Origin of the sequence: Methylacidiphilum infernorum V4 (assembly GCF_000019665.1) — a bacterium.
Taxonomy (GTDB): Bacteria; Verrucomicrobiota; Verrucomicrobiia; order Methylacidiphilales; family Methylacidiphilaceae; genus Methylacidiphilum; species Methylacidiphilum infernorum.
In genome coordinates this window covers 1,040,965-1,062,646 of record NC_010794.1, presented here as the reverse complement: position 1 = coordinate 1,062,646, position 21,682 = coordinate 1,040,965, and the positions used below count along the sequence as shown (strand labels likewise).

General features: G+C 44.4%; 22 protein-coding genes and 1 tRNA gene. 10 read left to right on the top strand and 13 right to left on the bottom strand.

The genetic code is table 11. From position 1 onward, the window contains the following. Positions 1 to 28: 28 nt before the first annotated feature. The 5 genes from smpB to MINF_RS04985 form a co-directional block, all read right to left on the bottom strand. Complete coding sequence (gene smpB / locus MINF_RS05005; RefSeq protein WP_012463459.1) at positions 29 to 487, bottom strand: SsrA-binding protein SmpB; 459 nt, start codon at positions 485 to 487, stop codon at positions 29 to 31. Between the two features lie 47 nt (positions 488 to 534). Further along, complete coding sequence (locus tag MINF_RS05000) at positions 535 to 786, bottom strand: DNA-directed RNA polymerase subunit omega (protein ID WP_012463458.1); 252 nt, start codon at positions 784 to 786, stop codon at positions 535 to 537. Between the two features lie 11 nt (positions 787 to 797). Continuing rightward, positions 798 to 1,502 (bottom strand): zinc ribbon domain-containing protein, encoded by a 705-nt coding sequence (locus MINF_RS04995; RefSeq protein WP_148205146.1) that lies wholly within the window; start codon positions 1,500 to 1,502, stop codon positions 798 to 800. 126 nt (positions 1,503 to 1,628) lie between these two features. After that, positions 1,629 to 2,714 carry a transaldolase gene (tal, locus tag MINF_RS04990; protein ID WP_012463455.1) on the bottom strand — a complete coding sequence of 362 codons (1,086 nt, stop codon included), beginning with the start codon at positions 2,712 to 2,714 and terminating at the stop codon, positions 1,629 to 1,631. A gap of 138 nt (positions 2,715 to 2,852) precedes the next feature. Continuing rightward, a tRNA-Val gene (locus MINF_RS04985) sits at positions 2,853 to 2,924 on the bottom strand. 195 nt (positions 2,925 to 3,119) lie between these two features. Here MINF_RS04985 and rdgB point away from each other — a divergent pair. From rdgB to rnc, 4 genes are read left to right on the top strand one after another with little or no spacing between them, the layout of a single operon-like run. Beyond that, positions 3,120 to 3,722 (top strand): RdgB/HAM1 family non-canonical purine NTP pyrophosphatase, encoded by a 603-nt coding sequence (gene rdgB / locus MINF_RS04980; protein WP_238523563.1) that lies wholly within the window; start codon positions 3,120 to 3,122, stop codon positions 3,720 to 3,722. Next, positions 3,719 to 4,423 (top strand): nucleotidyltransferase family protein, encoded by a 705-nt coding sequence (locus MINF_RS04975; RefSeq protein ID WP_012463453.1) that lies wholly within the window; start codon positions 3,719 to 3,721, stop codon positions 4,421 to 4,423. The genes rdgB and MINF_RS04975 overlap by 4 nt, the downstream gene beginning before the upstream one ends. A gap of 2 nt (positions 4,424 to 4,425) precedes the next feature. Then, complete coding sequence (locus MINF_RS04970; protein ID WP_012463452.1) at positions 4,426 to 5,373, top strand: tyrosine recombinase; 948 nt, start codon at positions 4,426 to 4,428, stop codon at positions 5,371 to 5,373. 3 nt (positions 5,374 to 5,376) lie between these two features. Then, the gene (rnc, locus tag MINF_RS04965; RefSeq protein ID WP_012463451.1) at positions 5,377 to 6,120 is read left to right on the top strand and encodes a ribonuclease III; all 744 of its coding nucleotides are present in this window, start codon (positions 5,377 to 5,379) and stop codon (positions 6,118 to 6,120) included. Here the strand turns inward: rnc and MINF_RS04960 are convergent. Both MINF_RS04960 and hemB read right to left on the bottom strand, forming a co-directional pair. Beyond that, complete coding sequence (locus MINF_RS04960; protein WP_048810471.1) at positions 6,044 to 8,614, bottom strand: [protein-PII] uridylyltransferase family protein; 2,571 nt, start codon at positions 8,612 to 8,614, stop codon at positions 6,044 to 6,046. The genes rnc and MINF_RS04960 overlap by 77 nt on opposite strands. Positions 8,615 to 8,621: 7 nt before the next feature. Beyond that, positions 8,622 to 9,632: a porphobilinogen synthase gene (hemB, locus tag MINF_RS04955; protein ID WP_012463449.1), complete on the bottom strand. Its 1,011-nt coding sequence runs from the start codon at positions 9,630 to 9,632 to the stop codon at positions 8,622 to 8,624. Between the two features lie 88 nt (positions 9,633 to 9,720). On the opposite strand from hemB, the gene upp reads away from it, so the two are divergent. Both upp and MINF_RS04945 read left to right on the top strand, forming a co-directional pair. Next, positions 9,721 to 10,338 carry a uracil phosphoribosyltransferase gene (upp, locus tag MINF_RS04950; RefSeq protein ID WP_012463448.1) on the top strand — a complete coding sequence of 206 codons (618 nt, stop codon included), beginning with the start codon at positions 9,721 to 9,723 and terminating at the stop codon, positions 10,336 to 10,338. Between the two features lie 157 nt (positions 10,339 to 10,495). After that, positions 10,496 to 11,512: a class I SAM-dependent methyltransferase gene (locus MINF_RS04945; RefSeq protein ID WP_012463447.1), complete on the top strand. Its 1,017-nt coding sequence runs from the start codon at positions 10,496 to 10,498 to the stop codon at positions 11,510 to 11,512. A gap of 47 nt (positions 11,513 to 11,559) precedes the next feature. Here MINF_RS04945 and MINF_RS04940 read toward each other — a convergent pair whose 3' ends face one another. The 3 genes from MINF_RS04940 to MINF_RS04925 form a co-directional block, all read right to left on the bottom strand. Then, positions 11,560 to 12,978, bottom strand: a complete 1,419-nt coding sequence (locus tag MINF_RS04940) for a hypothetical protein (protein WP_012463446.1) — start codon at positions 12,976 to 12,978, stop codon at positions 11,560 to 11,562. Positions 12,979 to 13,113: 135 nt separating this feature from the next. Further along, a complete protein-coding gene (locus MINF_RS04935; RefSeq protein ID WP_079200424.1) occupies positions 13,114 to 13,992 on the bottom strand; it encodes a zincin-like metallopeptidase domain-containing protein in 879 nt (292 codons plus the stop codon). Positions 13,993 to 14,329: 337 nt separating this feature from the next. After that, positions 14,330 to 15,778 (bottom strand): hypothetical protein, encoded by a 1,449-nt coding sequence (locus MINF_RS04925; RefSeq protein ID WP_012463441.1) that lies wholly within the window; start codon positions 15,776 to 15,778, stop codon positions 14,330 to 14,332. A gap of 268 nt (positions 15,779 to 16,046) precedes the next feature. On the opposite strand from MINF_RS04925, the gene MINF_RS04920 reads away from it, so the two are divergent. From MINF_RS04920 to MINF_RS04910, 3 genes are all read left to right on the top strand, one after another. After that, positions 16,047 to 16,748: an energy transducer TonB gene (locus tag MINF_RS04920; RefSeq protein WP_012463440.1), complete on the top strand. Its 702-nt coding sequence runs from the start codon at positions 16,047 to 16,049 to the stop codon at positions 16,746 to 16,748. Between the two features lie 94 nt (positions 16,749 to 16,842). Continuing rightward, entirely contained in the window at positions 16,843 to 17,433 is a 591-nt protein-coding gene (locus MINF_RS04915; RefSeq protein ID WP_012463439.1) for a hypothetical protein, read from the top strand. A 3-nt stretch (positions 17,434 to 17,436) separates the two neighbouring features. Further along, positions 17,437 to 17,934 (top strand): hypothetical protein, encoded by a 498-nt coding sequence (locus MINF_RS04910; protein ID WP_012463438.1) that lies wholly within the window; start codon positions 17,437 to 17,439, stop codon positions 17,932 to 17,934. A 169-nt stretch (positions 17,935 to 18,103) separates the two neighbouring features. Here MINF_RS04910 and MINF_RS04900 read toward each other — a convergent pair whose 3' ends face one another. Further along, on the bottom strand, positions 18,104 to 18,943 hold the full coding sequence (locus MINF_RS04900; protein WP_048810470.1) for a phosphosulfolactate synthase: 840 nt from the start codon (positions 18,941 to 18,943) through the stop codon (positions 18,104 to 18,106). A gap of 77 nt (positions 18,944 to 19,020) precedes the next feature. Next, positions 19,021 to 19,932 carry a LysR family transcriptional regulator gene (locus MINF_RS04895; protein WP_012463435.1) on the bottom strand — a complete coding sequence of 304 codons (912 nt, stop codon included), beginning with the start codon at positions 19,930 to 19,932 and terminating at the stop codon, positions 19,021 to 19,023. 135 nt (positions 19,933 to 20,067) lie between these two features. On the opposite strand from MINF_RS04895, the gene MINF_RS04890 reads away from it, so the two are divergent. Further along, a complete protein-coding gene (locus MINF_RS04890; protein WP_012463433.1) occupies positions 20,068 to 21,120 on the top strand; it encodes a CmpA/NrtA family ABC transporter substrate-binding protein in 1,053 nt (350 codons plus the stop codon). Between the two features lie 25 nt (positions 21,121 to 21,145). On the opposite strand, the gene MINF_RS04885 is transcribed toward MINF_RS04890, so the two are convergent. Continuing rightward, positions 21,146 to 21,547 (bottom strand): globin family protein, encoded by a 402-nt coding sequence (locus tag MINF_RS04885; RefSeq protein ID WP_012463432.1) that lies wholly within the window; start codon positions 21,545 to 21,547, stop codon positions 21,146 to 21,148. Positions 21,548 to 21,682 lie beyond the last annotated feature (135 nt).

The window sequence follows — 21,682 nt, the reverse complement described above, 5'->3', positions numbered from 1 at the left end:
GAGTTTAGCTCCCCTATACTCAGGGGAGTTAAAATTCTCTTCTTCTTTTAAGAACTCTACTTATTTCTCTTTGCGTTTCCTGCTCTTTTATTTTCTCTCTCTTATCGACTTTGCTTCTTCCAGAAGCTATACCCAGGAGCACTTTGATTTTGCCCCGGCGGAAATAAAGTTTTAAAGGGACTATCGTTCTTCCCTGCCTGGAAATGGCGCCGGCAAGCTCTCCAATTTCTTTTTTATGAAGCAAAAGCTTTCTCGGTGCCTTCGGATCCCGAAGGGCATAGGAGGCAGCTTTTTCATAAGGAGAAATGTTCATCTGGTAAAGAAAGGCCTCTCCGTTTTCTACTCTTGCAAATGCCCCTTCCAGGCTTCCCTTACCTGCCTTTAGAGACTTCACTTCGGAGCCTAGAAGAACAATTCCTGCTTCTAGCGTCTTTAAAATCTGGTAATCTTTCCTCGCCCTCCTATTGACAACAAGGTCTCTTTCCATGTTCTAGGGACGATTGTTTAAGACAAGCTGTTGGGCACGATCGGCCTTTATGCTTCTGGTGAAGACTCCTCTTTTTCTTCTTGAGGTACAAGCTCCCAACTTAGCCTTCCCTCTGCAATTTCTTTCAAAGCAATCTGCATGTAATTCCATTGAGGAGGAACTTCTACAAGTGGTTTTGCTCCTTTAGCCAAAAGCCTTACGCGCCGCGATACCATGTTGACAAGTACTTCTGGGATTTCAACTTTGGCCAGGGCAGCAGAAAGCAACTGGGCAATATTATTTTCTTGAGTCGTGTTCATTTGTCTAAAAATTATTGGGGAAAAAATAAAATTCTACCACAATATTCACAGAACACAAGTTCTTCTGAAGACTTTACTTTGAGATAGGTTTGTTTTGTCATTTTCATATGACAGCCTCCACAACTTTCGTCTGTTACAGGCACTATGGCTGAACCCGGTTTTGCGGCGGCTATTCTCTGATAGTTCTTTAGTAAGTGTTGATCAAGACCGGAAGCATAGTTTTTCCTTTCCTCTAGGAGTTGATCGAGGTTTTTCTCAAGCATCTTCTTTTGGATCAATAGGTTTTCAATCTTGCCGTTTATTTCAGCCGAACAACGGTGGAATTTGGATTCCTGTTCTTTGAAAGTTTTTGAAAGCATTTCTTTTTTATCCAACAATTCAAGGATTTTATCTTCCATAGCCGATACTTTAGATTCCGCACTTACGATCTGATGCGAAAGGGCTTGGTATTCTTCGTTTTTTCTAGTTGAAAGCTGCTGTAATTTATACTGGTTAATTTTTGACTTAATGCCGGCAATTTCCTCTTCAAGCTCTTTAATCGACAGCTCGATTTGCAGAAGTTCTTTTTTATAACGGCTGATTAACTCCTGTTCTGCCTTAAGTTGTTTTTGAACTTGTTCGATCTCGCGAGGAATCTTGACCAAGAATTGACGGCTTTCGAAAATCTTTTGGTCCATCTGCTGCAATTTCAAGAGTCGAGGTAGAGATGGATGCATGAAAATACAATATATCAACAATAACATTTTAATTCCAATCAATCTGGAAAAAATGTTGTGTTCCTGTTTAATGCCCGAAAAAGGAAATTCTTGGAATGTTCAATTTAACAAGAACATTCCGAAGCGCTAGAAGCTCTTAAGGAGGGATGACTTTTGTTTCAAGGAGCTGAGAAGATCTTTCCAAGAATTTATGAAAGCTTCCGCCCCTTCTTTTTGAAGCCTTTGTCCCAGGACTTGGTCATCGATTCCCAACTGGCGATATTGAGCTAAAATGTACTGCGCATCGCCTCCATCTCTAGGCAGAATTTCACCAATTTGACCATGATCGGCGAATGCCAAAAGGGTTTCTTCAGGCATCGTGTTAATGGTATCCGGGGCTATGAGATTCTTAACATAAAGAATGTCGGAAGCTTGGGGATCTTTCGTCCCGGTGCTCGCCCATAACAACAACTGGGGATTGGCTTTTTTATGTGCAAGCAAATTCCACCTGTCTGAATCAAGCAAATCCCTGTAGATCTTGTAAGTCTTCTTGGCTATAGCAATCCCAAGCTTGTTCTTCAGGCTACCCGGTACAATATTCATGGTCGCTTTATCCCAACGGCTCACAAACAAGGAAGCCACAGAAAAGACCGTGTCCAAGGGAAGTCCCTTGGAGAGTCTCCTTTCCAACCCCCTCATGTAGGCTTCAGCTGCCCCTTTATAATGTTCGGGGGTAAAGAGAAGAGTGACATTGATCGAAACTCCCTCAAAGATGGCTTCTTCAATGGCAGGTAAGCCTTCTTTTGTTCCCGGGATCTTGATGAAAAGATTCGGTCTTTGGAAAGCCTCATGAAGCCTTTTAGCTTCTAGAAGAGTTTTTTCGGCATCATAAGCCAAAAGGGGAGAAATTTCCAAGGAAACCCAACCGTCTTTCCTGGAAGTCTGTTCATGAATGGGGAGGAAAAGATCGGCTGCCCTCTGAAGATCGTCTATGGCCAGCTTAAAAAAAAGTTCTTCACCTTCTAATCCCCTAGAAGACAATTCAACAATGCTCTTATCGTAAAAATGGGAGTGGGCAATAGCATGATCAAAAATAGTCGGGTTGGAGGTTAAACCGGAAATGGAAAATTCATCGATATACCTTTTCAATATCCCCTTTTCAAGCATTTCCCTGGAGATGTTATCCAACCAAAGGCTTTGTCTTAATTCGCGGAGTTTTTGGGTCGGCTTCATGGTTCCTTTTTTTCTAAATAAACAAAGAAGAGAAAAAACAGTTCCTTAAAAATCTACCCTTTTGGTTCCCTACTCATTCTAAAAGGTGGTGTTAGAGAAAAAACTATCCGATTAGAAATACGAACGGTGACATTTTCTTGCGCGGTACAGGATTTGAACCTGTGACCCCCACCGTGTCAAGGTGATGCTCTGCCTCTGAGCTAACCGCGCCTAAGTGGATTAAGTCAGGCCTTAAGAGACCTCCACCGGCCCAAGGAGCCCTCGATCATGCTCTCCATTGCGTTGATGGTTGACATATTAACCGTTTTTTTTATCTTTGCAACCATATAGCTTTATATCCAGCCAAAAACCAAAGCTAAAAAGAGAACGACAAGAGGGCTACAAAAAAAAGGTTTTCTTTTGATCATGCAAAAAATTCTCTTGGCCACCTCGAATCGGCATAAATACCTTGAATTTTCAAGACTTCTCTACCCTCTTACCCTGGAAGCTTTACCCGAAGATCTAAAAAGACTTTTGCCTAATGAAACTGCAAAGAGTTACAGGGATAATGCAAAGCTGAAAGGGATGGCTTTATCCGAAATTTACGAGGGATTTGTTTTAGCGGATGATTCGGGCTTAGAGGTCTTTTCCCTTCATGGAGAACCCGGTATTTTTTCAAGCCGGTATGCCGGCGAAGGCAGCAGTGCCCAAGAAAACATAGATAAACTGCTCAAAAACCTGCAGAGTAAAAATATTACGGACCGAAGGGCTAGGTTCGTTTGTGCTCTTGTCTTGGTCAAGAAGAAAAAAATTCTTTTTGAAACCACCGCTTTTTGTTATGGCATAATAGCAGATAGACAAAAAGGCGGAGGAGGTTTTGGTTACGACCCCATATTCATTCCCGAAGGTTATTCTTTAACCATGGCCGAACTGGATGAAAAACAAAAAGATCTTGTCAGTCATAGGGGGAAAGCCTGCCAGGAACTGAAAGCCTTTTTTCTAGAAAACCGGATGGAAGGGCATTCATGAAAGCCATCATTCTTGCCGCGGGCAAAGGCAGTCGAATGAAAGAGTTGACTCTAGAGCTGCCCAAACCCATGCTTAAAGTAAAAAACAAGCCCATCCTGGAATGGATAATAAGGGGGTTGCAAGAAAAAGCCCAGGTAGATCATTTTTGTGTTGTCGTGGGATATAGGGCTGAAAAAATCATGGATTATTTCCAGGAAGGGCAATCCCTTGGAGTAAAAATAGATTACCGTTTTCAAAAGATTCAAGACGGAACAGGAAAAGCTCCCCTCCTTGCCCGAGATTTAGTCCAGGATGAACCTTTCTTTCTGTCTTATGGAGATATTCTCCTGGAAGATCCCCTGCAGTACGGACTAATGGCCCGCGGGTATAAGGGAGATGGGTTGGTGGGACTTACTCAAGGGGAGGATCTATCCAAGGGAGGAGCTGTCTTTATAGATTCCCTTTGCCGCATTACGGGTATTATAGAAAAGCCTCAAAAACCCGAACTCTTGAAAGAAGCTTTTTATAATGCAGGGATATATATCCTGAGTCCCAAGATATTCGGATACATGGAATCTCTGCCTCTTTCTCCACGCGGTGAATATGAACTGACCGATGCCTTGCGGCTACTTTCTCAAGAAGGCAAACTCTTCGGTTTTATACTCTCCGGTCGTTGCGTGGATGTGCGTGATCCTCAAACTTTAGGGATGTTAAACGGCTAAAAGTGAAACCACAACCATCCGAACAGAGTTGGCAAAAGACAATAGAAAAGGCCTTAGCCTTTCTTGCCATAGAAAGAAGCCATGCGATTAATACCCAGCTTCTTTACCGCCAAATTCTTGAAAAATTTCTCGATTGGGTTCTTAGCCACAAGCTTTCTATCGGTTCGGTGCGCAGTAGCCACATTGAGCTTTTCTTGGATGAAGAAAGAAAAAGAGGATTGTCGGATAGTTCGATTAAAATTACGATTATTGCCTTACGCCACCTTTTTGAGTATCTTAAAGAGCAAAATAAAATCAAAACCAATCCCTTGGATCACAAAGAGCTACCCTCTATACAGTCAAGGTTGCCCCAGTTTTTGACTACAAAAGAGATCGAAAAGCTTCTGCAAGCCCCTTTCCCCGATACCCCATTGGGATGGAGGGATAAAGCAATACTAGAGCTTCTTTATAGTTCAGGATTAAGGGTCTCCGAGCTGATATCCTTGAAATTGGAGTCCTACTACCCGGAACACTTTCAGATTAAGGTATTGGGAAAAGGAAACAAAGAAAGAGCGGTTCCGATTGGAAAGTGTGCAAAGGAAGCCCTCGATAAATATATTGCAGAAGGAAGAACAAAGCTCCTGGCAAAGAAAACTCGGGGGGAAGTTTTTCTGAACCAGAGAGGTCAGCCTTTAACTCGATCCCGAATAAGGCAGTTGATCATTCATTATGCACGGCTTGGGGGGATTGATAAAAAAGTCTATCCTCATCTTTTAAGGCACACCTTTGCCAGCCATCTGGTGGAAAATGGAGCCGATTTACGGGTCATCCAAGAGCTTCTTGGCCATGCCAATATTGCAACAACACAGATTTACACCCATGTGAATCTCAAGCATCTCAAAGAAATCCATCGTCGATGTCATCCTCGGTCACTGCCGACACCAGCCCACGATTGCAAAACCTCACTCTAGGCCATGCAGCTTGAAGAACTAGAAAAAAAAATGGGCTATGCCTTTAAAAATCCGCAGCTGCTTGAAGAAGCGTTGACGCATCCTTCCTTTTTTGTTGAATCCATCAGAGTCAACAAGGGAGATTTTCAGAGGTTAGAATTTCTCGGTGATGCCGTCCTAGGCCTTGCCGTTACCGAGAAACTTTTTCAGCTTTTTCCTTCTTTTGATGAAGGTAAACTGACCAAATTAAGAGCACGACTGGTCAGCCGTAAGAACTTGTGTTCCCTAGCCTCCCTCCTGGAAATCGGGAAGTACTTGCGCTTAGGTAAAGGAGAAGAAAAAAACCAGGGTAGAACCAAACCTTCTAACTTGGCCAATGCATTGGAATCGGTTATCGGGGCATTATATCTAGATGGAGGATGGGATAGAGCTAAAAGCTTTATCTTTGAGCTATTCAATCCCCTATTTATGGAACTGGAAAAAGATCCTATGCGTTTTGTTGAGCATGAAAACTCAAAGGGACTCCTCCAAGAATTTTTACAGAAAAAAGGAACCGAGTTGCCCATCTATCGTATCGTCCTGGAAAGTGGAGAAGCCCACAATAAATGGTATGAAGTAGAGGTTTCATGGAAAAACCAAGTATTGGGTAAAGGATCCGGAAAAAGCAAAAAAGAAGCCGAACTTCGAGCAGCTAAGGAAGCTTTTGAGAAGTTAGTCTCTCAAAGAGTTTCTGATTCGACTCCAGGACTTGAGAATAGTACTCCATGAAATCCTTAGCTGATTTAAATCCCAACAACTTGGCCAGTTTTGCTTGTCCCTGCTCCTCCACGGGAAGAACAGATACCGGGCTATTTCTTTCCCTTCTAAGGACAGACTCAACCTTTCTCAAAAAAAGATAACCTTTTTGGGCTGCATGAGAAGCTTGTGGATCTTCTTTTTCCAACCATAAAAAACCCTTCCATAGGCTGGGTTCTCGGATTTTCCTGAGCATTAGCCATATCTGGAGACCCAGTTCGATATCTAAAAGACCTCCTGGAGATGTTTTAAACCGGTAAATCGGGGGAACATGGCTATCTCTTTCCTTTTGGATTCGTTCCCTCAAGGCAAAGAATTCCTGCCAGGGAATATGATTGCTCCAGTCTAACCACAGTTCATCAACAAACCGTATGAACTTTTGGGCCTTTTGTTCATCACCACAAACGAAACGAGCACGATGCAAGGCTTGGATTTCCCAGAACAAGGCTTGAGTGCGGTAATAATCTTCATAAACCTTCTCGTCGAGAACAATGGGACCTTCCCCATGGGGTCTTAGCCGAAAATCAAAATTATAGAGTATTCCAACTGGAGACATTTCAGAAAGAAACCGGTTCAGTTCCAAGGCTCCACTCAAGTTATTCCCGATAAAGAGGCAGTCCAAATCTGACCCGTATCCAAGCTCTTTTCCCCCTAGTCTGCCCATACCGATGATCGCATTGGACCTGGCATGGCAAAGTTGGAGGGCTCGTTTGAGTATCGCCTCGGCAAGGGCTGTGTATTCTTCTTCTATCTCTAGAAGGTTGGCAAGACCTAAAATATCCCTTAAAAATATTCTAAATAGTTCCCCTTTTCTATAGATCCGAAACCGGGTCTTATGATCTTTGTCAATCAAGGCCAATTCGCTATAAAAAGCATCGACCGTTTTCTTGGTGTAAAGACCGTCACTCCTGCATACATCCTCGAATAGCTCGGGTTGAAACAAGAGAATTTCGGTAAAAAAAGAACTAGAATCAAAAAGCCGCAATAGCAGTTCAAGAGCCTTTGGACTCGAAGCTAAAGATTCAAAAAGCATGGATTTTAGACCATATTTGTCGGTAAACTGGACAAACCTGCTCAAACAGAGGTTGGGATCAACCATGTTTTTTAGTTTTTCCTCCAATAAAGGAAAAAGCCGCCTCAAGGATTTTATCGTTCTAAAGGAATGTCCACCTTCAAGAGATTGTAAATCCCGCTTTGCTTTTTGAGGATCAGAAAAGATCTCAAGGTTAAAAATAAACTCTTTTTTTTCATTGGAAAGGGGAAAGAGAGAAGAAAAGAGCCTACGGACGGTGGCCCTGTAATTCTCGATTAGGGTTTCAAACTGTTCAAGTTCCAAACCCAAAGAAGAAGCGATTGCCTCCTTTGCTTTTTCATTATCGGGTATCAGGTGCGTTTGAAGATCGGCTACCATCTGCAGCCTATTTTCTAGTTGCCTGAAAAAAACGTAGGCTCTTTTGAGCTCTTCAACCTCTTTTCCAGGAATGAGTCCGCACTCATAGAGACAATCGAGGGTTTCCAGAGTCGACCGGCCTTGGAGAATAGGGAAACGGGCCCCATAAACAACCTGAAAAGCCTGCACTATAAATTCGATTTCCCGTATGCCTCCTTCTCCAAGTTTAATATTTCTCTTCCTGGAATCTTCGGCCAGGATCTCCTTTTCAATCCTGGACTTGATTTCTATGACCTCTTCGAACATTTCTTCGGTTAAATGCTTTGGGAAAGAAAAAAGAGAACGCAAAATTTCAAATTCGTAGGCTAGAGAGCTATCTCCAGCCGATCTTCGAGCTTTAATTAAAGCCATCCTCTCCCAGCTTTCTCCCAAGGAAAAATAATAGTTTTCACAATACTTGAGAGAAGGAACGAGAATTCCGCTATGGCCTTCTGGCCTTAGCCGGAGATCGATTCGGTAAAAGCCGCCATGGGCGAAAGAAAAAAGCTGTACTATTTTTTTACCCAAACGGTTAGCATTGTCGTGATGGTCATCGGAGCCGTTATGGATGAAAACCAGGTCAATATCAGAACTGTAATTGAGTTCGTTTCCCCCTAATTTTCCCATCGATATAATGGCGAAGGGAAAGGAACAAAAGGGAGGATGGCCTTCTTTAGCCAGTTTTAAAAGGATTTCCAAGCAAAAATCCGCCACCAGAGAAAGGTTTTTCAAAACTTTCTCCAAGTTCCATACCAAGGAAAAATCGAAAAAACCTATCCTGAGAATTTCTCTTTGTTTTAATTGCTTCAGGGCTTCAATGCGCCCCTGCAAAGTTGAAGGATAACGGGATAGACTTTCCATCCAATCAATGTTGAGCCTTCCCGGTCCACGGAAATGGCCGGGATCAGAAATTTCCATGCTTTTGATCCACTCTAACCAATCAGGATGAGCTTTAAATTTTGTTCTTGCAAATTCAGAAAACTGCTGGAAAGCCTCTAAGGCCTCTTCTACGGCTCTGAATCGCCCGAAAGATTCCATAACAATACTAAAAATTAAAAAAAGGATCCCTGGCCAAAGATCCGGCAAAATAGGTTATTATGATATCCGCCCCGGCCCTCTTTATAGCCAGTAAAGATTCCAAGGCAGCTTGCTTAGGGTCAATCCAACCTTTGAGCCCGGCCGCTATAATCGAGGCATACTCTCCTGAAACTTGGTAGGCAGCAAGGGGGAGCAAGGTCTTTTGCCGGATCCGGTGAATGATATCCAGGTAAGGACCGGCGGGCTTCACCATCAATATATCCGCCCCTTCCTTTTCATCCAGTACCGCCTCCAAACAAGCTTCTCGGCTATTAGAAGGATTAAGCTGGTAGGTCTTTTTATCCAGGTACATCCCTTTTTGTTTTCCTGAACCCACGGCATCCCGAAAGGGGCCATAAAAAGCCGATGCAAATTTAGCGGAATAGGCAAGGATTGAAGTTTTTGAAAGTCCTTCTGAATCAAGTGCCTTTCTTATGGCGCCGACCCGGCCGTCCATCATGTCCGATGGAGCGACAAAATCCGCCCCTTTTTGAGCAAGCATGACCGCCATTTGAACCAATATCTCAACAGTAGCGTCATTATCCACATCCTTGATTTTTTCATTCCACAACCCGTCATGCCCATGGAGGGTATAAGGGTCCAAGGCTACATCTGTAATGACCAACAGATCGGCAACTGTCTTTTTTATTGCTTCTACCGCTCTAGGGATAATCCCCTCGGGATTCAAGGCATAAGAGCCTAAGTTATCTTTTTTTTCCCTCGGTATACAAGGAAACAGGGCTACCGCATTAATTCCCTTCTCCTTGAGCAATGCACATTCTTCCAAAAGGCTTTCCAGGGAGTAGCGACATATCCCCGGCATAGAAGGGATTTCTTCTTTAGCCTCTTTTTCATGAACAAAGAGAGGACAAATAAGGTCTGCAATATCCAATCGGGTTTCCGCTACCAGGCTTCGTACTTGTCTAGTTGCTCTCAGCCTTCTTGGGCGCCTGAGAAGTTCAAGTTGTTTTTCTTTCATAGCAACAAGATATTACCTATAATTTCTAGAAGGAAGAGTCAAAAAGGGTATGAAACTTGCTCTATTTTCATTTTAAAAATTAAAGCTAATGTCCCTCCATATCATAGAACATCCCCTCCTTAGCGATCGAATTAGTAAGCTGCGAGATAAAAATACCTCTAAAACCAATTTTGCAGCTTATCTTGATCAAGCTTCCACGATATTGGCTGCCTTTTCAACAAAAAACCTTGCCCTGCAGCCTTGCAAAGTGGAAACTCCCCTGGAAACGACTTCCTGTTTTATCCTGCGTGATCAAGTCATACTTGTTCCTATTTTAAGAGCGGGTCTTGGAATGCTCAAAAGTTTTCAATCCCTTATTCCTGAAGCTCAGGTTCTTTTTTTGGGAGCTACAAGAAATGAAAAAACTTTCCAGGCTACCCTTTACCATGGACAGATCCCTAAAATCAGCCCCCATCACCGGGTCTTTCTTCTGGATCCCATGCTCGCCACGGGCAGTACGGCCAAAAGAGCCGTTGAATTTTTAAAAGAAAACGGGGCCCTATCCATCCGTATCGTCTGTTGCATTGCAAGTCCGGAAGGAATAAAAGCAGTCCATCATGCCCACGAAGAAATCGAGATCTTTACGGGCTGCGTGGATAGGGAGGTCGATTCCCGCGGTTTCATCCTCCCCGGTTTGGGAGATGCCGGGGATAGACTCTATGGTTAACCTCAAGCCAACCTTTATTCTCTTTTTTTCTTTGACATAACCTTTTTTATGCCCTGCTTTTGTTCATGCCGGCAATTTTTCCCAGGTCGATTTTATAATTGAATTTTTTCTCTACTTTTTGCACCACCTTGCTGTTTTTCTGGGTTATAAATAAGACATGGATAAAGAGACTTTTGCCCTGAATTTCGATCTTCAGCCCGTATTGGGAGCATTCAATGATATTCGCATCTACCATATTTTAAAGTCCGCCCTGCATTTTGAGCTTTTCAGCACGATCAAAGATAGCTGGCTAACAGCCCCGCAAATCGCTGAAAAAACACAAACAAGCCTTAGGGGAATGACGTTTTTTTTGGATGCCTTGACGGCCTTGGGATTTCTTCAAAAAGACAAAGAAAGGTATTCTTTATCTCCCCTTTCCATGCAGCTCCTTCTCAAGGATAGCCCAGATTATATTGGAGACTTGCTCGGGGGTGATTTCCTTAACGAGGATTGGGAAAAATTGCCAGGTGCTATCCGTAGAGGGGGGCCCTTGGAAGGTGTAGAATCCCAGGCTAAAGCCGAAGAATTTTTCCCTCTACTGATTAAATTTCTTCATATCATCCACCGAAATCCCGCGATAAAAGCCGCGGAGGCAATAGGTGCAGGAAAGTTTTCAAAGGGATTGCGCGTTTTAGATGTCGGCTGTGGTTCTGCGGTCTGGAGTCTTGCGGTCGCCTTGGCCGATCCCCAAGCCCAGGTTACGGCCGTGGATTTTCCTAAAGTCCTTGAACATACCTACCGCTATGTTCAAAGGTATGGAGTGGCCGATCGCTACCGTTATTTAGCCGGGAATATCGAGCAGATCGATTATCCCTCAGGGCACTACGACCTGGTTTTCTTGGCCAACATCCTGCATTCCGAGGGAGAAAAAAAGTCTCGGCTGCTCCTCCGGAAATTTTCAGGATTGACCGCCCCGGCTGGACGCATCGCTATCGTTGAATTTCTGCCAAATCGGCAGAGAACCGAACCGGTGGAAGCGGTTCTTTTTGGCCTGCGGATGCTTGTCAACACTACGGAAGGAGGTATCTATTCCGCCGAAGAATACGAACAGTGGCTCAAAGAAGTGGGTTTTTCAAAATTCAGCTACCATGACATAGGTTCCCACTCTCCCCTTCTCTTAGCCTGGAAAAATTAAAAAGCTTTTTTTTCCCGCTCGATTCAATCAAACCCGAAGAGCAGCCTTTAATACCACCATTGCCAGGATACGGTCGCCATCCAGTTCATTCCGTACTGGATACCATTCCAAGATTGATAAACGGGTTTGACAATCTGGGCGGTGAGAAAATTCCCTTGAAAGGCACTTTCAGGCGAAACGCCAACCTTTTGGAATCCTTCCCGGGCAAACCCGGGCATTCTCATGTTTACCCCTAGGGCTGCCCCTGCCCACTCTCCTCCCGTCCAGGCAGCCACGATGTCGGGCATGGCAACAAAAGGAGCCGTGCGAATCGATAGCTCATCGGTAGGATTGGCCCCATGGATTCCGCCTTGGTACGAACCGACTCCACTAAAATTAAGAGAAATCCACTCTGCAAAGTTGTAGGAAACCCACCCGTTGCCGAAAAAGGAATTGCCCCAAGCATAGCCCTGGGAATTTCTTCCTACGGGTACCGTCGTATATCCCTGCACACCCCAGCCCCAATGCCTATCTTCACTCTGTCCAAGGTAAGTCAATGCTCCGATGAAGGTAGGGACTCCCAATCCGAGTTGCATGTCGTAGGGATAAACTTGGTGGCCTGCCATGTCGGGCATGGTTTCATCAATAGAACCCGTGGGGACTGAAAAGCCGAGGTTCATCTGCAACCTATGCCTGTGAAAGTCCAAGAGCTTGTAAATAAATTGAAAACTGACATCCCCCAAACCTACGGCCTGCATAGACATTCTGCTTCCTGGGGCCATGGGCTGCAAGGGGAGTCCTCCAGCTCCGGTCATTCCTCCCATTCCGTGCATACCATGCATTCCTCCGGGCATAAACCCCCCCATGGGCAGCCCGACCATATCCATTTGCTTGTTCCATATGGGGAACATCGCCATGAAGGTCAGGTTGTCGGTGAGTCCCCACATCAACATCGGCATGAACTGCTCCATAAACATGGTGACATCTCCCATGGCGATAGGTTTTCCGGCAAACCTGACGGCTTCTAGCCCGTTAAGATTCATGGCCGTATCCCCCTGGTAATAATTGGGCCCCATGTTCATGTACATCCACCAAAAGCCGATCATGGGTTGGTACTTTCTATGCATGTGGGCCGTTCCCATGAGGCCGGCGGGCGCATCGGAAGCGGCTATCTTATCGGACCATATTTCAGAGGAGTCCAGGTCAACCTTGCTGTTTTCCCAGGGCAAGAGAAAAGAGGGTTCCCTTCCCAGGACAACGGTTTCCTGGGCCTGCGAGGTGGGAACATTTTCAGCCGGATCGTTCTTCTTCGACAACTCGCCCATTAAAGAGGATGAAGAATGGCTCTCTAAATCGGGATCGAGGTCTGCGTCGCAAAGTTCTATTTCCCCTTTATCTCCTGCAGAGCCTCTCTCTGTAAAGAATGAAAATGGGACGGTAAAGAAACAAAAATAACCTAAAAGAAAAAAAGCCTTAGTTTTTTTCATGCTCTCCTTTCCATCTGTTAAGTAAGAGTGAAAAAAGAGACGGCTTTATTCCCCGTTTTTTTTTAGCCTGAAAAACTAAGGGCTTCTTCCAGGGGGAACATTTCTAGGGCCCCAAGGAAGCCAAGTAAGATAGAACTATAAAGGGATAGCAAGGAGCTTTTCTTCCAGGTAAAGAAAAGCCCGCAGTCCTTGAAAGATCGCATAGCGCAGCGAACGGTTGTCCGCACCCAATAAAAAGATCCAGTGGCGAAGATAACCCCAATCTTCTTCCAAGGCTTCTTGCAAGGACCTGCCTTGAAGCCCGGGGTGGATCTTGGCAAAGATTAAAAGGGTGGAGAACTCAGCGAGAATTTCCTCGACGATATAAAAATAGCTCCTGTAGTTATCCCCAAGCCTTCTATGAAGCCGGCTTTCATGACCCGTAGCATGGGCAAGTTCATGAAGAAGGCTAAGTTGAAAACAGAACTTTGATTTGAAATGGGAAAGCGGAGGCAGGACAATAAGGTCTTGAGCAGGGAGATAACAGGATTTATCAATGCAAGCTTCAATCACTTTTAGCTTGAGAGCATCTCCAAGTTTGAACAAGCGATCTTCCCCCTTTTCTTTGAAAGCGAAAGGAAAAGAAGATCGGTCAATATCTTCAAACTGCTCTCCGTTATATACCGCCCTGGAAGCATACCGAGGATAGCCTTTTGAGCTGCTCTTCTTGGCTAAAGGGATATAAATGTAGGAAGATTGTTGATTCTTCTTGAGTTTCCATCCCTTGGATAAGGCTTGTTTTTTCCCCATCCACCGGGGATCGGAAAAACCCTTGACAAGGCCATCTAACCCTAGGATCAGCCGATTCCAGCCCTTATAATAGAGACCTGTTATGGGATTAAAAGGAAGGGGGATGTCCAATTTATTGAGCCGAGAAAAAAAACCGGCAAAGGATTCTTTAAGGAGCAGCTCTTCGAACAAAACCATTGCAGTTCTAGGGATAAGCCCGGCAGAATAAACCGTTTTCTCTTCCATAAAGAAAGCCGGTGGGATGATCCGGTGATCGAGATAAGGGAATTTTCGGGAAGAAAAATTCCCTACGGACTTTTTTATGGAAAAGAGAAGAATTGATTTTTAGAGGAAAAAAGAATTTCTCCCCCGGCGTGGATTGCGGCTGCATTCTTCTCCTTGACCCTAAAAGAGCTTCAAGGCTTTAATGAACGGGGAAACCCCGGCAGACAAATCAAGAAAATAGAGAAAAAGAATTCCTTCTTTTTAAATTGAGATGGAAAACCATTCTCAGTATTCAGAAAAGAATGGATTTATTCAACCGTTGGCTTAAGGAGTATGGACATTCTTCCGGTTTTTTAATTTAAAAGTTTTTTTTGATAAATTCGATACCGCGCCTGCAAATTTCTTTTCCAAACTCCGTCCACATCCCCGATCCCCAATACCGAAAACAGCTTGTTTGACTGGTAAGAAGATAAAACAAAGCCTGCCTGTAGTTTGAATCCAAGGGAGAAACCCCTTTTTGTAAAATCTTTTCGTAAAAAAGATGGCTGAGATGAGCAATAGGACCAAGTAAATCGCCATATCCCCTTACCCACGATATGTTATTCGTCCAGCTCCCACCTTCCATAGAAAACCTTGGATTTTCTTTGCGGACTTTTTCAATCGCCTCGTTAAGCCTTTGCGGCCCCGATGCCGGTTCAAAGGTTCGAAAAAGCAGGTGCTGGTGGATGGGTTGAATGGGAGGCAAATCTTCTTCTTTGATTCCTACCCTCCTCAGGTAAGCAAGGTACTCTGAAACGTTGAGAAGGGGAGTGAGACTTCCCGAAGCTTCTCTTACAACCTCGAAATATTTGGGAGGAAATTCATTCATCATGACCCCTCCATTTTCCCCGTCGGCTATCTGGGTAACAAGGGGAGGGATAGATCGACCACCGAGATCTAATCGATTAAGGCCCTTGGCTTCATACCAGGGTTGCATCTGGCCAACGAGTTTCGTATCGGAGCCCTGGGTTTTAATGATCGCTATGATTTCGGCTTTTTGTCCTTGGGAGTTGATGCAAACGAGCCGGTGGGGAATATGCTTGCAAGCTAAAGGCTTGCCGTCGGGTTGTTCCACGGTATGTTCTTGAACCAAGACCCATTCATATCCACAATCCCGCAACGTCTGAACAAAATGGTAGGCCACATCTAAATGATTGGGAAGAGCCATTTCGGGCGGAGAAAAGCCCCTTATCCTAGAGAGCGCTTCAAAACCAAAAAGAGAAGCAAAATGCTCTTGCCAGGCTTGGACATGCAACCGAAAATCCTGGATGGGCGTTGAAGGAGCGACGGGATGCCCCCAGGCCGTTCCAAGGAATTCCACGCCCTGCCTACACCAAGGATCGTTAACAAGCTTATTGAGGCTATCCAGGATGTCTCTGCTTCCCATCTGCTCAAACCCGTAAAGCAGGCACCCTGAATAGTCGAGCATGACCCGAGGTTTTTTACCCTCGGATAAAAGTTCAGGGATAAATTGCCCCATACGACGATAACACCACTGAAAGACAGGAGCATTATGATTATCTCCTTCTCCCAGGTGTTCGAGCATATATTGTAGATTGCTGATGATGCGGGCCGTTCTCAGCTCGGTTCCTCCCGCTGGAATCAAAGGCTGGTGCATATGGAGGGCAATCGATGCCCCCGCTTGTATTCTTTCAAAATCTATACCGGCAGTTTCCCAAGAGATCGGTTCTCTTTTTTGAATGGCTTCTTTAAGCTCCCCTTCTCTTCCACAAAAATGGGGAGGGCTATCCACAAGCAATGGGTCCATGAAGTTCCTTTCTTTGAAGTTTGAGTAGCTGCTAAGCTTTTTAGATTAACAAATCCTCATCTTTCAAAGCTAAGGAAATTTTCTTTGTTGGCAACTCCACTTCTCTGTTTTCCTTGATCCTCTCCCTGTAAAGATCGTTTCAAAAGAGCGATTCTTTATTTACATCCTTCCTGCACCCGGAACAAAAGAACCAGGGATGGAGTTTTACAACTCTTTAGCTATCAAATGATTACAATATGGCATACTTTCTGCTTTCCTACTTTCAAAAATGGACAAACTGCTTTATAAAATTGTTGGTTCATTATCCAAGGACAAGCTTGTTTTCAGCTTGTGCCTTATTCTTGCTGCAAGCATTCATGGCATGCTCGCCTTAGTTTCCCTTTCCAACAAGGACAAACCAGGGAAAAATGTAGGTTTTTATTATGCCCAAACAGATTCCTCTTGCTTTGTTGATTTAGTCAATACCCAACAATCGCCTTCCTTGACCCAACCTTCTTTTAAGAACGAAGAAACCAAGATTGCTCTTCCTACTCCTCCTTTGCCCTCGACCAAGCCAATATCCTTGAGCCAGAAGGGCGCTCAAGCTATCCGGAAAAATCAAGCAATGAGCTATTCCCGTAAGGGAAATGCCCCTTGTTTGGCCCGCAAGGAGTATAAAGAATATGCCTTGTCAACAAGTTTTCTTTCCCCTCCCCCTTACCCCTATGAAGCCCGGCTCCGTCACATGGAAGGGACGGTTGTCATCCTGCTTGAGATTCGCCAGGGAAAAATCGTTGCATCCCGTGTAGTCCGTTCTTCCGGTCATCTCCTTTTGGACGTGACCGCCAAAAATTGGATTGACTCCCACTGGAAATTTCCCCCGCATGTGAGCCGCACCCTTACCGAAGCCATTACTTTTGAACTTGAAAATGCTTCACCTCCTCCGTCAACTCCTGACAAATATTACCAAGCAAGTTATATTCCCAGCTAAACTCTTCTTCTTTTCTTTCTTTTAACGGTGCTATCATTTTCTTCTTGATAAAAACCTTTCTTTTTCTATCATTGGTCATTCATTTCATCTCTCCATGGGTCCTCGTTTTTACTTGGCAGTGCGTAAGCTTTCCCATACTTTAATATCGGCTCTCTTGTTGCTTTATTTTTCCCTGTTTTGCCCCAAGCTATTGGCTGCAGGCTCTCCTCAATCAAAAGGCGGTCCCCGGCAGAGGGATGACAGAGAATATGCCGCCGACAATATAAAAGAACTTATCAAGGTCCAAAAATTACGATCGTCAGCGATTCAGAAAAGAGGGATTTGTCCTCCCAACCTTTGGGTTTATGGCAAGTTCGAAGCCCAAGACAGTCCCAAAGATGGGCTTATTATCTGTTTAATAGCCGGGGACCGGACCAAGAGGATTGCCGGTTCTTCGGCAATGGCCCTGGGTGCCGGCATCCTATTTTGGCCTCTTATTGCCGCTCCCGCTTTCTTTTCCAGTCAACACCTCGATCACGTCATTTTCGTCAACCATACCCGGTTTCCTCCGATCAAAAAAAATGACCTCCTTTATGTCTCTCCTTCCTCTCCTGCAAAAGTCCTCGTTAACATGAAAACGGATGCTGGCTACCACCTTATGGAACTTGAACTCGTTTCACCTCCTGCGGTTATGCCCTCTGATTAAGCCATGAAAAAAATCCTCGTTGTTTTCTCTGGTCTTTTTTTTCTCTCTCTGTTTTCTTCAATCGCCTCTGAATCCCAGGGAACGCTCAAAGAATACCAGAAACTGGGTTTTAGCAAAGAAAAGGCCCATTTGGTCCCCATTGAAGAAATCTCCAAGCTTGCCGACGTCCAGGGAGAACTTCGTGAAAATCTCTGGACCTATGGAGAACTTTCCTTTAAGTCGATTATTGCTCCAGAAGTTATCGAAGCGTTCCCTACCCATTCGAGTTTAACGGAGTTGGGAAACAATCCTAAAGAGCAATCGCCGAAAAGTTTTCAAACTATCAAAACCATTGTTTTAGTCGTCAGTCCCAAAAAATCGCTCAGCCATCTCATCAAAAAAGCCCCAAAGAGTTTTACTATTCCCTTTAAAACTCCCGCAAAAGTCGCCGCCCTTACCCGGACTTCAGAAAAAAGCTTTATTATTACCCTAGTTACAATAGAACCCCCCCGTATTCCTTAAGGTTCAAAATAGGGCAAAGGGAAAAAAATACCATGTCCTTTGTCCCGATAACGGAAGAAGAGATCCCCTTGGGTGAGAAGGCCTTGGAGAGCAATAAATGCTCCATCTTTTTTCCAAAGTAAGTTTTCAGCTGAAAATGTTTCTTCCTTTGCAAAGCTCCAAAAAGGCGCTAAGACTTTTTATAGGTTAATACCCTGCCCCAGCTGCTTTTCGTTCCCCAAAGCCCGGATCTTAGGCATTCCAATTGCACGATCTGGCTATGATCAACAAAAAGATTAACCTCTGGACCATAATCCTTGATATACCAGGAAAAGACTTCCGGATCGGCCGCTTCAAACATCAGGTTTTCTAGTCCAAGCTTATCGATAAATTCTGCAACCACCTCTCTTCTCCATGGACTGACGTTTTCTGTTATGCCCTCGGATTCGATCATGATAAGATAAGCGCCGGCTTCCAAAAGCCTTTTAGCCTGCTTGATTGCCCACTGCGGACTTCTTGTTCCTTCTGCTGCCAACTCCTCGGCTTTCGTCGCTCCTCCAGCTCCAAATTGAATGCCAATTTCTGGTTTTGCCTTTAAGCCCGCCCTTTGGACTTTTTCAACAAGCCGCAAGATATCATCGAAAGGTAGCGTAATAAAACCGGCCGATACCTCGACTATGTCAAATCCCACCGCCTTACATTCTTCAATATACCTGTCAACTATCGCCGCTCCCCACGCCAGCACCCTTTCTATAAAACCGCCCGTTGAAACCTCGACGTTACTGCCATGGCAAAGGTTAATCATCTCCCTAAGGACCTTTTTAGGCATCAAGGCAAAAGAGCCCCCTGCAAACTTCAGGATGTCAACATAGGCTCCCATGGTTCCAAGAAGATCTTCAAGGTAACGAATGCCCATGGCGGTGTAATAGGGGCCGCGTATTTCGGTAATCCCTACTTTTCTTGGTTTGCATTCCCTTTCATTAAGAGGAAGAAAATCAAAAGCCCGTTCTTTGTTTTGTGGATCATTCATGGCATTGCCTTTATTGTTTTGGAGTTTCTTACACAAAGAATACCTTTTTGACAGGTCATTCAAAAAAAAAGAAGCCTCTAACCCATCTTTTTGGGAAGAATCGTCTTGCAGAGCTCTAAAAAAGTACTTTCTAAAAGGCTAAGTTTTCTGCCCATCTTGTAGGCAAAAACCCATTTCCTGGTGATTCGCTCGGGAACTAAAGGCAGGCTGACCAATTTTCCCTTCTTAAGCTCATCCTTGACAACCCAACTGGCCAAGACACCGATACCCAGCCCCATCTTGGACATTTCTTTAATCGCCGCCGTTTCGGCCAGCTCTATGAAACTCTTGGGATACAGGGAAGCTTGAGCAAGGGACTTTTGTAGAATGTGAAAGGTGGTGTTATTCTTGCTTTTTATAAAATAGTGGGCCTGCTCGATCTCTTTTTTAGGTATCTCTTTTTTTCTCGTCCAGGGATGGAGAGAACTGACCAAGAAAAGGAGATCGTCTTGAAAAAGTTCGACCATGACAAGTCCTTCTTTGTAAGAGAGGGGTTTTAGGGTAATGGCAAAGTCGACCTTTTTTTCTTCAACGAGTTCAAGGGCAAGTGGAGAGTCTGCCGGCTCAATGGCAAAAAGGCAATCGGGGAAACTTTCCTGGAATTCCCTGTAGAGCTGCGGTATAAAATATTGGCAACTTAAGGAACTTGTGGCAAAGACTATTTTTTTTGGTCCTTCTCGCTTCAGGTTTTCAATGTCAATCCTCGCTTTTTCCATTCCCGCGAGTATCTCCTTTGCATCCGCCAAAAATTCCCTGCCTATAGGCGTTAACAAAGGATTCTTTCCTTCCCTGTCAAAAAGCCTGCAACCCAGTTCTTCCTCCAGCGACTGGATCGTCCGACTTATAGCCGGCTGGCTCATGTGCAAGGACTTCGCCGCCTTGGAAAAACTCTCGGATTGGGCAGCGGTCACAAAAATATAAAGAGCCCGACTGTCTAGCGGATAAGCCATACGTTTTATTTATACTTATTATTCATCTAATACATATTATGCAATCTAAATCTGAAAAAATGATGGCATCAAAGCTGCTTGTATAAAGGAAAAGATATTCCAGAACTTGGAGCTTAAGCATAAGGAAGAGAAAAATTGAGAACGAGAACGAAATTATCCATTGGGTATCTTCCTCTTATCGACTGTGCTCCGTTCGTCGTCGCCTATGAACGGGAAATGTTTCAAAAGTGGGGCTTTGACGTCTATTTGAGCCATGAACCAGGATGGGCAACAATACGGGACAAGATTGTTTACGGGGAAGTTGATTTTGCCCAAGCCGTCTGCGGACTTCCCCTTGTCCTCAACTTCGGACTGCGTTCCATACCCTGTAAATGTGCTTGTGCGATGATTCTCAACCTGAATGGCAATGCGATTACGCTATCCAAAAAATGGGGTGCCAGTAAAGACGATGAACCTGAAGAAATCCTTAAGAAACTGAAAGCCAAGAAATCTTTTCCCTTGCTTTTCGGAGTTGCTTCTTTTTTTTCAAGCCACTATTTTCTTCTACTCAGGTGGCTCAAAAGCATAGGATTAAATCCTCATAAAGAAGTTCGGATCGTTGCCTTGCCTCCTCCCCAGATGCCCCTCCATTTGAAGCAAGGGTTAATCGATGGTTACTGTGTCGGGGAGCCTTGGAATTCTTTAGCCCTTTTTGAAGAAACGGGCAGTTGTGTAGCCACAAGCCTCGATCTTGCTCCGGGCCATCCAGAAAAAGTGCTTTTAGCTGGCGCAAAACACTCGGAAAAGAAAAAAGAAGAACATGTTCGTCTTGTCGGCTGTCTTATCGAAGCTTGCCAGTGGGCGGATAACCCGGAGCATAGGGCCGAGCTTTCGGAAATGCTCCATTACGGCAACTGGATCCGTCAGCCCCTGGATGTCATTCGTCACAGCCTTGTGGGCCCTTTTCGATTGGGAAAAAACACGTTCATTCCCGGCCGAGCTTTTCATGTTTTTAACCCGGAAAAGGCCAATAAGGCCAGCCAAGAAAAAGAAGAATGGATCATTCATGAAATGGAAGAAGCCCACTTGCTTCCCAAAGCCTCTCCAAGACAGTCAAGCTTTCTTGACAAGACCGTCTATCTCCAAGCAGAAAAACTCCTGAGCTCGAAGAACGAAAAGCGGTTGGCCACGGTCTCCTTGATTTTATAAAAAGCCAGGATAAGCATGCCGGCCTTTATTCCGCCGTCATCACCTGGGCGGCAATCCCATAGACCTTAGTCCAAGCCGCCTTAGCTTCTTCGGTAAAACCTTGGCCCAAGTACTCTTGAATGGATTTAAGTAGGCAGTCGCCCACAAGCGGATAATGGGAATCGACAACACCGTATTGCTTATGGCGCCGTCCTAAGTCTTGTAATGTAGGGATCAGCCCCTCCAGATTGTCAATGCCCTGGACAAGAATTCCAAGAACCTGCATTAGTTTTCGGGATTGGCTACTGATGGGATTTTGAAAGAGGACAGAAACTGTAGGTTCTTCTTTGAACAGGTTGGCATAAAATAATAAGCCGATTTCGTTTTTATTGGGTTCAATCCTTTTCCAACTTTCCTTAATCAGTTCTTTTTCTTTCTGATCGATCATTTATTTCCTCCAGTTTTGATTTTTTTCAATTTCTTGAAATGTCCACCGATGATTTACCGATATATCGATTAGGATTTTTAAGTTCAAGAATATTTAAACTTATATAATATCAAAACAATGGATAATATTTATCTA

Bases quoted from the DNA above. Each gene is read 5' to 3' on its own strand.
- MINF_RS04975 (WP_012463453.1), top strand. From the start codon at position 3,719: ATGAAAGCCATCATTCTTGCCGCGGGCAAAGGCAGTCGAATGAAAGAG.
- MINF_RS04910 (WP_012463438.1), top strand. From the start codon at position 17,437: ATGAAAAAAATCCTCGTTGTTTTCTCTGGTCTTTTTTTTCTCTCTCTG.
- MINF_RS04935 (WP_079200424.1), bottom strand. From the start codon at position 13,992: ATGGAAGAGAAAACGGTTTATTCTGCCGGGCTTATCCCTAGAACTGCA.
- MINF_RS05000 (WP_012463458.1), bottom strand. From the start codon at position 786: ATGAACACGACTCAAGAAAATAATATTGCCCAGTTGCTTTCTGCTGCC.
- MINF_RS04900 (WP_048810470.1), bottom strand. From the start codon at position 18,943: ATGAATGATCCACAAAACAAAGAACGGGCTTTTGATTTTCTTCCTCTT.
- hemB (WP_012463449.1), bottom strand. From the start codon at position 9,632: ATGAAAGAAAAACAACTTGAACTTCTCAGGCGCCCAAGAAGGCTGAGA.
- MINF_RS04960 (WP_048810471.1), bottom strand. From the start codon at position 8,614: ATGGAATCTTTCGGGCGATTCAGAGCCGTAGAAGAGGCCTTAGAGGCT.
- smpB (WP_012463459.1), bottom strand. From the start codon at position 487: ATGGAAAGAGACCTTGTTGTCAATAGGAGGGCGAGGAAAGATTACCAG.
- MINF_RS04920 (WP_012463440.1), top strand. From the start codon at position 16,047: ATGGACAAACTGCTTTATAAAATTGTTGGTTCATTATCCAAGGACAAG.
- rnc (WP_012463451.1), top strand. From the start codon at position 5,377: ATGCAGCTTGAAGAACTAGAAAAAAAAATGGGCTATGCCTTTAAAAAT.
- MINF_RS04995 (WP_148205146.1), bottom strand. From the start codon at position 1,502: ATGCATCCATCTCTACCTCGACTCTTGAAATTGCAGCAGATGGACCAA.
- MINF_RS04895 (WP_012463435.1), bottom strand. From the start codon at position 19,932: ATGGCTTATCCGCTAGACAGTCGGGCTCTTTATATTTTTGTGACCGCT.
- MINF_RS04885 (WP_012463432.1), bottom strand. From the start codon at position 21,547: ATGATCGATCAGAAAGAAAAAGAACTGATTAAGGAAAGTTGGAAAAGG.
- MINF_RS04940 (WP_012463446.1), bottom strand. From the start codon at position 12,978: ATGAAAAAAACTAAGGCTTTTTTTCTTTTAGGTTATTTTTGTTTCTTT.
- MINF_RS04945 (WP_012463447.1), top strand. From the start codon at position 10,496: ATGGATAAAGAGACTTTTGCCCTGAATTTCGATCTTCAGCCCGTATTG.
- MINF_RS04915 (WP_012463439.1), top strand. From the start codon at position 16,843: ATGGGTCCTCGTTTTTACTTGGCAGTGCGTAAGCTTTCCCATACTTTA.
- upp (WP_012463448.1), top strand. From the start codon at position 9,721: ATGTCCCTCCATATCATAGAACATCCCCTCCTTAGCGATCGAATTAGT.
- tal (WP_012463455.1), bottom strand. From the start codon at position 2,714: ATGAAGCCGACCCAAAAACTCCGCGAATTAAGACAAAGCCTTTGGTTG.
- rdgB (WP_238523563.1), top strand. From the start codon at position 3,120: ATGCAAAAAATTCTCTTGGCCACCTCGAATCGGCATAAATACCTTGAA.
- MINF_RS04925 (WP_012463441.1), bottom strand. From the start codon at position 15,778: ATGGACCCATTGCTTGTGGATAGCCCTCCCCATTTTTGTGGAAGAGAA.